The organism is Nitratireductor lacus, from assembly GCF_056431025.1.
This window is the reverse complement of record NZ_JBWKMB010000002.1, coordinates 228448-242214: the sequence shown is the minus strand read 5'-3', so window position 1 is coordinate 242214 and position 13767 is coordinate 228448. Positions and strand designations below refer to the sequence as shown.

The 13767-nt window shown below is 61.2% G+C and carries 12 protein-coding genes; 4 read left to right on the top strand and 8 right to left on the bottom strand.

Annotated elements, in window-relative coordinates:
• The first annotated feature begins 6 nt into the window (after positions 1-6).
• From AC07E3_RS02935 to AC07E3_RS02925, 3 genes are all read left to right on the top strand, one after another.
• Positions 7-2226 (top strand): 3-hydroxyacyl-CoA dehydrogenase NAD-binding domain-containing protein, encoded by a 2220-nt coding sequence (locus tag AC07E3_RS02935; RefSeq protein ID WP_478360251.1) that lies wholly within the window; start codon positions 7-9, stop codon positions 2224-2226.
• A 154-nt stretch (positions 2227-2380) separates the two neighbouring features.
• Complete coding sequence (locus AC07E3_RS02930) at positions 2381-2926, top strand: thioesterase family protein (protein WP_322339876.1); 546 nt, start codon at positions 2381-2383, stop codon at positions 2924-2926.
• A gap of 62 nt (positions 2927-2988) precedes the next feature.
• A complete protein-coding gene (locus tag AC07E3_RS02925) occupies positions 2989-3606 on the top strand; it encodes a 2-hydroxychromene-2-carboxylate isomerase (RefSeq protein WP_336071926.1) in 618 nt (205 codons plus the stop codon).
• A 3-nt stretch (positions 3607-3609) separates the two neighbouring features.
• On the opposite strand, the gene AC07E3_RS02920 is transcribed toward AC07E3_RS02925, so the two are convergent.
• Both AC07E3_RS02920 and cueR read right to left on the bottom strand, forming a co-directional pair.
• Positions 3610-4110: an MmcB family DNA repair protein gene (locus AC07E3_RS02920; RefSeq protein WP_478360250.1), complete on the bottom strand. Its 501-nt coding sequence runs from the start codon at positions 4108-4110 to the stop codon at positions 3610-3612.
• A gap of 38 nt (positions 4111-4148) precedes the next feature.
• Positions 4149-4538 (bottom strand): Cu(I)-responsive transcriptional regulator, encoded by a 390-nt coding sequence (gene cueR / locus AC07E3_RS02915; protein ID WP_007008145.1) that lies wholly within the window; start codon positions 4536-4538, stop codon positions 4149-4151.
• 195 nt (positions 4539-4733) lie between these two features.
• On the opposite strand from cueR, the gene AC07E3_RS02910 reads away from it, so the two are divergent.
• Positions 4734-5357, top strand: a complete 624-nt coding sequence (locus AC07E3_RS02910) for a L,D-transpeptidase (RefSeq protein WP_336071921.1) — start codon at positions 4734-4736, stop codon at positions 5355-5357.
• Between the two features lie 97 nt (positions 5358-5454).
• Here AC07E3_RS02910 and AC07E3_RS02905 read toward each other — a convergent pair whose 3' ends face one another.
• From AC07E3_RS02905 to AC07E3_RS02880, 6 genes are all read right to left on the bottom strand, one after another.
• Positions 5455-6030, bottom strand: coding sequence for a NifU family protein (locus AC07E3_RS02905; RefSeq protein ID WP_007008143.1), 576 nt, complete (start codon positions 6028-6030; stop codon positions 5455-5457).
• 92 nt (positions 6031-6122) lie between these two features.
• Positions 6123-6614, bottom strand: a complete 492-nt coding sequence (locus AC07E3_RS02900) for a universal stress protein (RefSeq protein WP_007008142.1) — start codon at positions 6612-6614, stop codon at positions 6123-6125.
• Between the two features lie 92 nt (positions 6615-6706).
• Positions 6707-7774 (bottom strand): tryptophan--tRNA ligase, encoded by a 1068-nt coding sequence (gene trpS, locus AC07E3_RS02895; RefSeq protein ID WP_336071918.1) that lies wholly within the window; start codon positions 7772-7774, stop codon positions 6707-6709.
• Between the two features lie 72 nt (positions 7775-7846).
• Entirely contained in the window at positions 7847-9040 is a 1194-nt protein-coding gene (locus tag AC07E3_RS02890) for an acyltransferase family protein (RefSeq protein ID WP_478360249.1), read from the bottom strand.
• 53 nt (positions 9041-9093) lie between these two features.
• The gene (murJ, locus tag AC07E3_RS02885) at positions 9094-10668 is read right to left on the bottom strand and encodes a murein biosynthesis integral membrane protein MurJ (protein WP_478360248.1); all 1575 of its coding nucleotides are present in this window, start codon (positions 10666-10668) and stop codon (positions 9094-9096) included.
• A 250-nt stretch (positions 10669-10918) separates the two neighbouring features.
• Positions 10919-13717, bottom strand: a complete 2799-nt coding sequence (locus AC07E3_RS02880) for a [protein-PII] uridylyltransferase (RefSeq protein WP_478360247.1) — start codon at positions 13715-13717, stop codon at positions 10919-10921.
• Between the last annotated feature and the right edge of the window lie 50 nt (positions 13718-13767).

Here is a 13767-nt window from a genome sequence, read left to right as displayed (position 1 = left end):
CAGACCATGACCGACTACAAGAATTTCACCGTTGACGTGGACGCAGACGGCATCGCGCTCGTCACCTGGGACATGCCGGACCGCTCCATGAACGTCTTCACCGAAGAGGTGATGAACGAGCTGGACGCGATCATCGACCAGATTGCCAGCAGCGATGCGATCAAGGGCGCTGTCATCACCTCGGGCAAGGAGACCTTCTCCGGCGGCGCGGACCTGACCATGCTGCAGAAGATGCTCGGCCAGTTCGAGAAGGAAAAGGCCAAGGACCGCAAGAAGGCGGTCAAGCTTCTGTTCGACAATGCCGGCCGCATGGGCTGGCTCTGGCGCAAGCTTGAAACCTCCGGCAAGCCCTGGGTCTCGGCCATCAACGGCACCTGCATGGGCGGCGCGTTCGAGCTGTCGCTTGCCTGCCATGGCCGTGTCGCAGCCGACAGCCCGGCAGTGAAGATGGCGCTTCCCGAAGTGAAAGTGGGCATTTTCCCCGGCGCGGGCGGCACCCAGCGCGTGCCGCGGCTGGCGAAACCGCAGGAAGCCCTGCAGATGCTGACCACCGGCCAGACGCTGACGCCGCAGAAGGCGAAGGCCATGGGGCTGATCCACGAGATCGCCGCGCCGAAGAAGCTGGTCGAGACAGCAAAGAAGATGATCCTCGACGGCCTGAGCCCGGTTCAGCCGTGGGACGAGAAGGGCTTTAAACTGCCGGGCGGCCCCGTCTACTCGGCAGCAGGCGCGAACCTCTGGCCGCCGGCAATCGCCATTCTGCGCCGTGAGACCTACAACAACTACCCGGCCGCAGCCGCGATCCTGAAATGCGTCTATGAGGGCATGCTGGTGCCCTTCGAGACGGCGCTGACCATCGAGCAGCGCTATTTCACCGAGATCATGCAGACGACCGAAGCGAAGATGATGATCCGCTCGCTCTTCGTCTCGCTGCAGGAGCTCAACAAGGGCGCGCGCCGTCCGGACGACGTGCCGGCCAAAAAGTTCAGGAAGATCGGCGTGCTCGGTGCCGGCTTCATGGGCGCAGGCATCGCCTTCGTCACGGCCAAAGCCGGCATTCCGGTCGTTCTGATCGACCGCGACACGGCATCCGCCGAAAAGGGCAAGGCGCATTCCGCCGACCTGATGGACAAGGCCATCAAAAAAGGCCGCGCCACCGCCGAGGACAAGGAAAAGCTCCTCTCGCTCATAACGCCGAGCGACGATTATGCCGAGCTTGAAGGCTGCGATCTGGTGATCGAGGCCGTGTTCGAGGATTCGGAGATCAAGAAAACGGCGACAGAGAAGGCCGAGGCGGTTCTGAAGCCGTCCGCCGTGTTCGCCTCCAACACCTCGACCATTCCGATTTCCGGCCTGGCGAAAAACTCCAAGCGACCGAAGAACTTCATCGGCATCCACTTCTTCTCGCCCGTCGACAAGATGATGCTGGTCGAGATCATCATGGGCAAGAAGACCGGCGACAAGGCGCTCGCCATGGCGATGGACTATGTGCGCGCCATCAAGAAGACGCCGATCGTCGTCAACGACACGCGCGGCTTCTACGTCAATCGCTGCGTCCTGCGCTACATGCAGGAGGCCTTCTCCATGGTCATCGAAGGCGTGCCCGCCCCGATGGTGGAGAATGCGGCGAAGATGGCCGGCATGCCGGTCGGCCCGCTTGCGCTCACCGATGAAACGGCTGTCGATCTCGCCCAGAAGATCATGAAGCAGACCGTGCGCGATCTCGGCCCCAAGGCCGTCGACCCGCGCCACATGGAGCTGATCGACACGCTGGTCGACAAGCATGGCCGCCTTGGCCGCAAGAATGGCAAGGGCTTCTATGACTATCCGGCCAAGCCCGCGAAGAAGCACCTGTGGGCTGGCCTGAAGGATCTCTATCCGCAGAAGAACCCGGACAAGATCGATGTCGAGGAGCTGCAGGAGCGCTTCCTCGCCACGATCGCGCTGGAAGCGGCCCGCATCATGGAAGAAGGCATTGTCGTCGATCCGCGCGAGGCGGATGTCGGCTCCATTCTCGCCTTCGGCTTCGCGCCCTACACGGGCGGCGCCCTCTCCTATATCGACGGGATGGGAGCGGAGGCCTTCGTCGCCATGACCAAGCGCCTTCAGAAAAAGTATGGCAAACAGTTCAAGGCTCCGAAGCTGCTTCTCGACATGGCGGAGAGCGGCGAGACTTTCTACCAGCGCTTCGCGCCTGAAAAGGCGGCAGAGAAGAAGGCCGCTTGAGGCGCGCGACTTGAAATGAAAAGCCCCGTCCCGGTAGCGTTCCGCATCCGGGGCGGTGGATACGACGGCAACTCAAATGGCTGTTTCCCAAAAACGCCTTAAGCGTTAGGCGAGGCACCGACCGCAACGCCAACCCGATCAGGATAAGAAAATCATGTATGTCTGGATGCGTCTTCTTCGCGTGGCCGCTACACGCAAGAGCCGGGGCGTCTATCGGCTGGGCGATGAGAGCAAGCTCTCCTTCCGCTGCCTGCCCACCGACATCGACATGAACATCCACCTCAACAACGCCCGCTACATGATGCTTGCGGACATGGGACGGATCGACATCTTCCTGCGCAGCGGGCTGATCGGTGCCGCGCGCGAGCGCGGCTGGGCCCCGTTGCTCGGTGGACTGCAGACCGCCTATGTGCGCGAGGTTCGCCTGTGGCAACGTTTCGATGTGGTCTCCACCATCGAGACGTGGGACGGCACGCAGATTATCGGACAGCATCGTTTCGTCCTCCAGGACGGACGTATCGCCGCCATGATCCTCACCACCGGAGGTGTCTACGATTATCGCGGAAAGCGCTTCGTTCCGATGGACGAGTTGATGAGCGCGCTCGGCGTCGATACGGCACCGCGCGCTCCCAACGACGAGGAAAAGGCTTTCATGGCCTCGCATCAGGGCCTGCGCGCTCGCGCAAAAGTGTTGTCCTGACGTCTATCGGTGCGGCGCCTGGCTCGCTAGATTCTGCGTCCTGAAATGTACCGGAGACACTCATGCCAGCCACCGTCGACTACTATTTCACATCCGCTTCGCCCTTCACCTATCTGGGTCATCAGCCGTTGCGGACGGTTCTGTCCAAACATGGCGCGAACGTGCGGGTGAAGCCGGTCAACCTGATGGGCGTGTGGGAGATTTCCGGTGCGGTCCCGCCGGCAAAGCGCCCTCCGGTTCGCCAGCGGCTGCGGCTGGTGGAACTGCAGCGCATCGCGGACTTCCGCGGCATGCCCATCAACAAGACGCCAAGGCACTGGCCTGTCGACCCGGCTCTTTCAGACCATGTGATTGCGGCCCTGGTCGCCGAGGGGCACGACCCCATGAGCTATATGGAGCGTGTTTTCGCCGCCGTGTGGGCGAACGAGGAGAACATCGCCGATCCCGACACGCTGGCGAAGTATCTGGAACTGGAGAAGTTCGACGCCGCATCCATTCTCGAAGCCGCCCAAAGCGAAGCGATTGCCGCAATCCGCGCGCAGAATACGAAAGACGCGGTCGAGGCCGATGCTGTCGGCGTGCCCACCTATGTGCTGAACGGCGAGGCGTTCTTCGGGCAGGACCGTGTCGAATATCTCGATCACGCCCTTGCGACGGGCCGCGCACCCATCACGCCCTGAGCCTCAGCCTGCCTCGCCTTCGGCAAGCGGGACCTCGATGCCGGCAAGCTCCGCAGCGGTAACACGTGCAGCACCCGCCCGCGCAAAGCGCAGCATCATCGCCTTGCGAGTGGCGGCGGCGAGCCGGTGTTCGTCGGGCTCGCGCAGGATCTCGGCCCCATAGCCGTCAGACAGGATAAAACCGCACTCCTCGGGGAAAATCTCTGCCGGCACTTCCGGGTGGGTCGCAAAGAAGAAGCGATCGGAGTGCCGGCGGTAATCCGGCCATTTCCGGTCTACCCGAAAATCCTCAACCGACGACTTGATCTCGATGATCCAGATGTCGCCTTTCCGCGTCAGCGCCACGAGATCGGCGCGACGACCGGTGGCAAGCGTCAACTCCGGCAACACAACGGCCCCCATGCTCATCAGCAGGCGTTGCACGCCACGCCGGATGACCATGGCGCGATCCGACTGGCGCCCATCGGCGAGAGGATTGACGGGAATCGGAGAGATGATCGGCATTGCGGAATTATGCCATCCTCATAGCCCCGTTTGAAGCCTTACCGTGCTCCGGCGATGTCATTGAGGATTGGGCAATCGGGACGTTCATCGCCCCGGCAGGCAAGGATCAGCTTGTTGAGGACTGCGCGCATGGATTGGAGTTCAGCAATCTTGTCGTCGATTGCCGCCACATGGGACACGGCTATATCGCGCACGTCCTGGCTTGCCCGCTCTTTATCCCGATAAAGAGCCATGAGTTGCCGGCATTCGTCGATGGAGAAACCCAACCCCCGCGCGCGCTTCAGAAATGTCAGAAAATGCAGATCCTGATCGCTGTAAGCGCGATAGCCGTTGCCCGCACGCTGCGGCGCTATCAAGCCAATTTCCTCATAATAGCGAATCGTCTTAGCCGGTAATCCCGAACGGCGGGCGGCCTGTCCAACATTCATGATGCGACTCCTGCGCTTTCATCAATGCAGAACTGGGGATTGTGTTGCCTGTTTGCAATAATGAGAGTCAATAAGGGGCTTCCGCTACGTCAGCGCAGTCGAAGCCTTGGCAATTTGTTAACCAAGAATTTAACAATGATGATCAGATTACGACGCGCTTCAGGCATAATTAAGGTATCCGGGCTGGGGGAACATATGAAATTCAAATCCATCGCCGTCGCTGCGGCACTGGGGCTTGCAACGGCACTTGCCGGCTGTACGACGGGCGGTCCTTTCAAGGTTTTCACGTCCGACTACGGCACGGTGAAAGACGCTGGCTACCAGCTTCCCCGCATTCCGATCAATGAAGTTCCCCGGCAATACCATCGCCAGATCGTTTCCTATGAAACCAAGGAAAAGCCTGGCACCATCATTGTCGACACCAATGCCAAGTTTCTCTACCTCGTGATGGATGGCGGCAAAGCCATGCGCTATGGCATCGGGGTCGGTCGCGAGGGTTTTGAATGGGCGGGCACGGCACGCATCGCCATGAAGCGCGAATGGCCGACCTGGACGCCGCCCTCTGCAATGATCGGTCGCCAGCCGGAGCTGGCGAAATGGCGCCAGGGCATGCCGCCCGGCCTTTCCAATCCGCTCGGCGCACGCGCGCTCTATCTGTTCAACCGCGGTGGCGACACCGGCTATCGCCTGCACGGCACGCCGGAATGGCGCTCCATCGGCAAGGCAATGTCGTCGGGATGCATCAGATTGATGAATCAGGACATCATTGACCTTTACAACCGTACCGAAGTTGGTGCTAAAGTAATCGTTAAGCGGTAGAAACCGTCTCAGCGACCGGGGTCAATCGATCCGACCCTGAAAAAAACCGGGCCCTGGAGCCCGGTTTTTTCTTGTCTTGATCCTGACGCGGGAGCAATCAGAGCACCTGTTCGACTTCCCGAACTTCCGGAACGAAATGATGGAGCAGGTTCTGGATGCCGTGCTTCAACGTGGCTGTGGAAGACGGGCAGCCCGCGCAGGCACCCTTCATGTGCAGAAAGACGGTGCCCTTCTCGTAGCCGCGAAAAGTGATGTCGCCGCCATCCTGGGCAACCGCCGGGCGTACACGCGTATCGAGTAGTTCCTTGATGGTCGATACGATTTCCTCGTCCGCCTCGTCGTAGAACTCGCCTTCGTCGGAAACCGGAAGACCGCCGAGCCCTGCCTTGGCCATGACCGGCTGGCCCGACATGAAGTGTTCCATGATGGTGCCGAGAATGGCCGGCTTCAGGTGCTGCCAGTCCGGACCGTCCTCTTTGGTGACGGTAATGAAGTCATACCCGAAGAAGACGCCAGTCACGCCGGAGACAGAAAACAGCCGCTCGGCCAGAGGCGATGTCTCTGCCGCCGACTCCGCCTCGCGGAAATCGGCCGTTCCTTCTTCCAGAACCACCCGGCCAGGCAGGAATTTCAGCGTCGCGGGATTGGGGGTCGCTTCAGTCTGAATGAACATGGTGGTTTTCCGATCTGGCGTTTCTTGGAATGATTCTAAAATAGGTGGAATCGCTCCGGTGTTCAAGCGCACATATGGGGAGCGTCGCGCCCCTATGCCAGGCTTTCGATTTCCTCGTCGCTCAGATTCTGCGGCACGACGGTGACGGGGATGGGAAAAGCGGCCGTCTTGCCGGCAATGGAAGAGACCAGCGGCCCCGGCCCTTCCTTGGAACTGCCCGCCGCCAGAACCAGGATGGCGATATCCTGATCCTCTTCGATCAGCTTGTGAATCTCGTCGGCGGACTTGCCTTCGCGCACCACGAGTTCCGGCTCGATGCCGATTGTCTCGCGCACCTTGGTGGCGTGCGTGTCGAGCGCCGCATTGGCCGTTGCCGTCGCTTCCTCACGCATGATCTGCTCGACCCCCAACCAGTGCTGGAAATCGCCAGGTTCGATCACGAAAAGAAGCACCAGAACGCCATTTGTCGACTGGGCGCGCCGCGCCGCGTAGGCAACGGCCCGCTCGCATTCGGGCGTGTCATCAATGATGGCAAGGAATTTGCGGCGGTGCCCCGCCTCGCGGATCAGTCGCTTGGAGACCATTCACACGTCCTGTTTCGCCGGCGAGTGACCCGCCAATTCCGCGCAATCTGCCATCGCGAAGGGCTTTCGGCAAGACGGGGTGTTCAACGGGTTCACCCGTCGATGAGCCCGATGATCCCGCGCACCATCTTCATGGTCGCTTCCGCCTTCTCGCGCGCCCGGCCAGCACCTTCACGCAGAACACCGTCAATATAAGCCGGATCCGCAAGAATGCGGCGCATCTCGCCGGCGATCGGCGAGAGTTTCTCGACCGCAAGCTCCGCCAGCGCCGGCTTGAACTCGGAGAACTGGCGCCCACCGAACTCTGCAAGCACATCGGCCTTGCCGACACCGGAAAGCGCGGCATAAATGCCGACAAGGTTCTGTGCCTCGGGGCGATCGGCCAGGCCCTCCACTTCTGAAGGCAGAGCCTCGGGGTCGGTCTTCGCCTTCTTTATCTTTTTGGCGATGGCGTCAGCGTCGTCCGTAAGATTGATGCGCGACAGGTCGGACGGGTCCGATTTGGACATCTTCTTGGAGCCGTCACGCAGGCTCATCACACGGGTGATCGCGCCTTCGATGAGCGGTTCGGTCAACGGGAAGAAGCCGTTCACCTTCTCTTCGCCCACCTCCATCTCCACACCATAGCCAAGCTCGGCAATGCGCCCGGAAAAGTCGTTGTTGAATTTCTGCGCAATGTCGCGCGTCAGTTCGAGATGCTGTTTCTGGTCGTCGCCCACCGGCACGTGGGTGGCGCGGTAGACGAGAATGTCAGCCGCCATCAGGCTCGGATAGGCGAGCAGGCCGAGCGACGCGTTCTCACGGTCCTTGCCGGCCTTGTCCTTGAACTGCGTCATGCGGTTCATCCAGCCGATGCGCGCAACGCAGTTGAAAATCCATGCGAGCTCAGCGTGCTGCAGCACCTGGCTCTGGTTGAAGACGATGTTCTTCTTCGGGTCGATGCCGCTCGCCAGGAAGGCGGCGGTGATCGAACGTGTCTGGTCGGCCAGATCGTCATGCGCCATGGTCGCGGTCAGCGAGTGCAGATCGACGACGCAATAGATGCACTCATGGCTGTCCTGCAGCGCGACAAACTTCTGCAGCGCGCCCAGATAATTGCCGAGGTGAAGATTGCCCGTCGGCTGAACGCCGGAGAAGACGAGCTCCCTGAATTCGCTCATGGATCTTTCCTGAATGCCCTGTGGAGCGCGAAAACCGCGCGCCATGGCTTATGAACGACGCGAAACCGGCAATCAAGCCCCACGCACCGATTGCGTTTCCGCGCCACCGGCCGGAAGCGGCTTTCCCCGCGGCGGAAGGCCGACCAGAAGGCCGGCACGACCGGGCAGAAGCTCGACCGCGATGGCAAACAGGAACGAGCCGACAAACGTCGCAGCCAGAACCAGCGCGTATTCGGTCCAGACGCCAAGCCCGAGCGGCAGAACATAATAGAGCGCTGCCACCACCACGGTCTGATGCACGATATAAAGCGGGAAGACCTTGCGATTGAGCCAGGAGACAGTGACGCTCGGTGCGTTCAGGTGTTTCGCTGTAAACCCGCACAGCGCCAGGATCATCGTCCATGCCAGCGCCATCAGGAGCGTCTTGAAGAGCGGCGTCATGGTTTCATAGTCGCCGATGAATGCACCGCCGGCTCCTGTCCAGGAAAAGAGGTAGAGCGCCGCCGTCAGCGCTGCTGCCAACCCGGCGCTTTGCCATCGCAAGCCCACCACGGTCCCGATCAATGCCTGATGGTATCGGGCAAAGAGGAAACCAAGCCCGAACCAGCTCGCCCATACTGCAAACCATGCGCCGTCATTGTAGAGCGCATTGGTCTGGCGCGGGAAAACGGGTGACAGCGCCAGATTGAGCACGAGTGGGAGGAGAAAAAGCAGATAGACCCGGGGCGAGGCGGCTATCCGCTGGAACCAGTCGGTCATCGGCTTCATGAAGGGCTGGTCGATCAGCCGGAAAACCGGATAGCAGACGAGGGTCATCACCAGCAGGTAGGCAACAAACCACATATGCGCCCAGGTGAAATTCCCCTCCGGATACTTGCCTTCGGTGAAATAGCGCGTGAGCCAGAAGGTGAGGAACGAACCCTGATAGCCCTCCTCATACATGCGTTCATACCAGACCTGCGGAACGATGATGACGCACATGGCGAAGATCAGCGGCGGGAAGAGGCGCGTGAACCGGCCGGTCAGGAAGCTGAGATCGTGGCACCGCCGGTAGACGAACCAGGTTCCCATGCCTGACACGAAGAAGAGCAGGGCAAGCCGCCAGGCGCGCGGATGTTTCATGATCAGCGACAGGGTGGCGCTGCCCTCCGGCGCCTCGATCAGCCATTTCATGTCCGGGAAGAAGGCGACCGAAGCGTGATAGGCGATCAGCAGCATGAACGCGGAGACACGCAGAAAATCGATATAGTAGAGCCGTTGCTGCATGCCTCTCCCCCGAATGATGAAGGCGATGCTAGATGCACCGCCTTCGCATTCCGTTAATGGGAGACGTTCTTGCGGTCCCGTCGCCGGGCACGGGCGAGCTCCTTCCGGTCGATCCCGCCGGTCGCGAGTGCCACGCCGAAATAAGCAACCGCCGCGAGCACGACGATGGCGACAACGGTGAGAATGCGCACGAACAGAAGGTCGTGCCCGACAAACTGCGGTAGACCTGTCAGCATTCCCCACACGACCACGCCCATCACTGCGCTGGCGAGCAGCATGAAAGCGATGCGCCGCAGTGTCAGCGACGAAGGTCGGAAGTCGCCGCGCCGCCAAAGGGTGACCGCCAGAAGAAGCACATTCACCCAGGCCGAAAGCGAGGTTGCCGCGGCGATCGCCACATGGCCGTAGACGGGGAAGAACAGCAGGCTCGCTGCAATGTTCACAACAACCGTGACCAGCGAGAACCACATCGGCGTTCTCATGTCTTCGCGCGCGAAGAAAGCCGGCTGGAACACCTTCGTCAGCACATAGGCCGGCAGGCCGCTGGCGAAGGCGGCGAGCGCCGCCGCCGTCATTGCGGTATCGAGTGCCGTGAACTGACCACGCTCATACAGAAGAGCGACGATCGGCGCTGGCATCACCATGAGCCCCACGGCGGCCGGCAGTGTGAGCCCCAGCGCGAACTCCATGGAGCGGTTCTGCAGATGCTGCGCATCGGCGTGATCGCCGGCCTTCAGGGCGCGGGAAAGCTCCGGTAGAAGCACCACGCCCACGGCGATACCGATGACGCCGAGCGGCAGCTGGTTGATGCGGTCGGCGAAGTTCAGGAGGCCGATCGCGTTGTCCTGCGTGGAGGCGATGATCTGCCCGACCAGGAGGTTGATCTGCATGATGCCGCCCGTCAGAAGCGCCGGCGCCATGAGCACAAGCAGACGCTTGACACCCGGCGTGAGGCGCGGACGCCGCACCCGCATGGAGTAGCCTGTGCGGCGCGCGCCCTGGATGAGAAAGAAGAGCTGCGCCAGACCCGAGGCAAACACGCCCCAGGCAAGCCAGATGCCCGTCTGGCGCGGGTCGAACTGCCAGAAAAGCGCGACGAGCAGAACCCCGATCAAAATCACATTGAGAAGCGTCGGCACCAATGCCGCCAGGAAATAGTGGCGCATCGCATTTAGAATGCCGGAGAACATGGCGACCAGCGACATGCAGAACAGATAGGGGAACATGATCCGCGTCATGATCACCGTCAGGTCGAACTTCTCCGGCGAAGCGGCAAAGCCCGGTGCGATGATGGTCGAGACCAGAAACGGCATTGCGAGCATGGCGGCGGCCGAGAGCGCCAGAAGCACCGTCATCAGGATGGCCAGCACATCCTCGCCAAAGCGCCGTGCGGCCTCCACACCACCGCCCTCCATCTCCTTGGCGAAAAGCGGGATGAAGGCGGTGTTGAACGCCCCTTCGGCGAAGAGCCGGCGGAAGAGGTTGGGAAAGCGGAACGCAGCATAGAAGGCGTCCGTAACCGGGCCCACGCCAATGGCGGCCGCAATCAGTGCTTCGCGCGCAAAACCGAGAATGCGGCTTGCCATGGTGGCGCTGCCGACACTGGCGAATTTTCCGATGAGACTCATGGGAGGGAAGACCTGAAAATGGGCGCGGAAAGCCGCCCGCGACTGAGAAATTGGGCCTGCATGGCTGCTCTGGCATGGAACCTCGGGTCAAGCCCGGGGATGACGAACTCAATGGGAACCCTGAGCGCCCCGAGACAAGCGCGCAAGCGGACAACATTCCTCTTCGTCATCCTCGGGCTTGGCCCGGGGATCCATGCCGGAACGCTGCTCCCGCCGCCGCCCTGCAAGGCTCCCTCCCCCGCCGTTCCGCTCATTCGGCAGCCGTCCGAGATTTGCCTTTGGCCGGTCGCTCGACACCGCTTTCCAGCGTTTTCAAAAGGGCCTTGCGGATCGTGTCCAGCCTGTCGGTGCTGACGATCTTCTGGCCGGTGAGATCGGTCACGTAAAACGTGTCGATCACCTTTTCACCAAACGTGGTGATGTGTGCCGAGGCAATGTCAAGCGAGAGGTCGGAGAGCGTTTCGGTTACTTCCGAAAGCAGCCCCGGACGATCGAGGCCCTTCACCTCGACAACGGAAAAACGGTTCGACAGGGTGTTGCCGATCTCCACGCGCGGCTCGACGCGGAATGCGCGGGTGCCGCGGCGCGGCTTGGCGCGCTTCTCGATCATTTCGGGGAGATAGGATTTGCCCGAGAGCACATCCTCTATCAGCCTGCGCACGCTTTCGGCGCGGCGGCGCTCATCGGCATCGAAATCGAACTCGCGGTTGATCAGGATTGTATCCAGCGCGCGGCCATGGGTGGTGGTGAAAATCTGCGCATCGACGATGTTCGCTCCCGCCGCCGAGCACGCGCCAGCGATGATCGACAGGAGGCGCGGGTGATCCGGCGCGAACACCGTGATCTCCGTCACCGCCTCGAATGTATGCGGCTTCACCATCGTGGCAAGAGGCCGTTCCTGCCTGTCGGCTTCGCGGATGAAATCCGCATGGCGTATCTGGTCATCCAGATCGACGGCCAGCAGGTAGGCCGAATAATGCAGATCGAGATAGTCCTCGATGTCTTTTTCGGGCCAGCCGTGCTCTTCAAGCGCGCCTGCCAGCCGCTGGCGCGCCTCGTCCGCACGGGTGGAGCGCGGCGCTTCGGAGAAGCCACCGGTCAGAAGCACTTCGGTCTCGTAATAGAGCGTGCGCAGGAGCTGCCCCTTCCAGCCATTCCACACGCCTGGCCCGACGCCGCGAATGTCGCATACGGTCAACACCAGAAGCAGCTTCAGCCGCTCCACGGACTGCACCATGTCGGCAAAGTCCTGAATCGTCTTGCGGTCGTTCAGATCGCGCGTCTGGGCAACCATGGACATGTCGAGATGATGCTCGACCAGCCAGGCGATCATCTCCGTTTCCTTGGGATCGAACCCCATATGCGGGCAGAGCCTGCGGGCAATCCGCGCACCTGCCGTGGAGTGATCCTCCGGCCTTCCCTTGGCGATATCGTGCAGGAGAAGCGTCGTGTAGAGCACTTCGCGCCACGGCTTCAGCGACGGCATCAGCGAATGGGAAAGCGGATGCAGCTTCTCGCCATCGCCATGTTCGATTTCCGAAAGCACGCCGATGCAACGGATGAGGTGCTCGTCGACCGTATAGTGGTGGTACATGTTGAACTGCATCATCGCCACGATCTTGTTGAAATCGGGGATGAGCTTGCCCAGCACACCGGCCTCGTTCATGCGCCGCATGTTGAGCGCGGGGTCGCGGTCAGATGTCAGCACATCCATAAAGAGGCGGTTGGCCTCCCTGTCGCGGCGCAGATTGCGATCGATCAGCTTGAGCGAACGGGTGAGCAGCTTCAGCGCCTCGGGGTGATATTCGAGACCGTGTCGGTCAGCAAACCAGAATAACCGCAACAGGTTCACCGGATCCCGCTCGAACACGCCTTCGTCCGCCACATTGATGCGGTGATTGTCGACGATGAAATCGCTGGTGCCGGCAAGTTTTCTGCGGCGGCGCGAGAAGTTCATGAAGAAGCGGTTGAAGCCGGGGACATGCTTGCCCTGCTCCTCCTCAAGAGCCGCACAGAAGATGCGGGTCAGGTCGCCCACGCCCTTGGCCGTCAGGAAGTAGTGCTTCATGAAGCGCTCGACCGCCGACAGGCCGGGATGGCTCGTATAGCCAAGTCGCTCTGCGATATCGCGCTGAATATCGAAATGCAGCCGCTCCTCCGCCTTTCCGGTGAGAAAGTGCATGTGGCAGCGCACCGCCCACAGGAAATCTTCCGCCTTGCGGAACTGGAGATATTCCTTGCGAGTGAACACGCCCTGCCCCACCAGGTCTTCCGCGCGGCGCACGCGGTAAAAATATTTGCCGATCCAGAACAGCGTGTGCAGATCGCGCAGGCCGCCCTTGCCATCCTTCACATTCGGTTCCACCAGATAGCGGCTCTCGCCCGCCTTGGCATGGCGCAGATCGCGCTCGGCGAGCTTGGCCTGGCTGTATTCGGCGCCCGTGTCCTTGACCACTTCCTCGTCGAAACGCTCGACCATCTCTTCATAAAGAGGTTTTTCGCCGCAGATGAAGCGCGCTTCCAGAACGGCAGTGCGGATCGTCATGTCGGTGCGCGCCTGGCGGATGCACTCGTCGATATTGCGGGTGGCATGACCGACCTTCAGCCCCATGTCCCACAGCATGTAGAGCACATATTCCACGATCTGCTCGCCCCAGGGCGTCTGCTTGTAGGGCAAGAGAAAAAGGAGGTCGATGTCGGATCCGGGCGCCAGCGTGCCGCGCCCATAGCCGCCGACGGCGACAATCGCCAGGCGCTCCGCCGACGACGGGTTCTGCGTCGGATAAACATGCATCGCCGCAAAATGCTGCACCTCGGAGATGATCACATCCATGAGGTGCGAGAGCCGCGCCGCGCAGGCCGTGCCGCCGCCATCGTTCATTAACATGGTTTCGGCCGCCTTGCGGCCTTCCGCAATGCGCGCCTTCAGTGCTTTCATCACGCTTGTGCGCAGATCTGAGCCGCTCGACTTTTCGGCATAACCTGCGAGCTCGGCGCGCAGGACTGCGCCGTCTATGATCTGGTCGAGCTTGAGTGGAACCTTGGCCATGAGCTTCCCGAATTGGCGGCGCTGTATAGCCTGTTTTCGCGCGCTGCGAA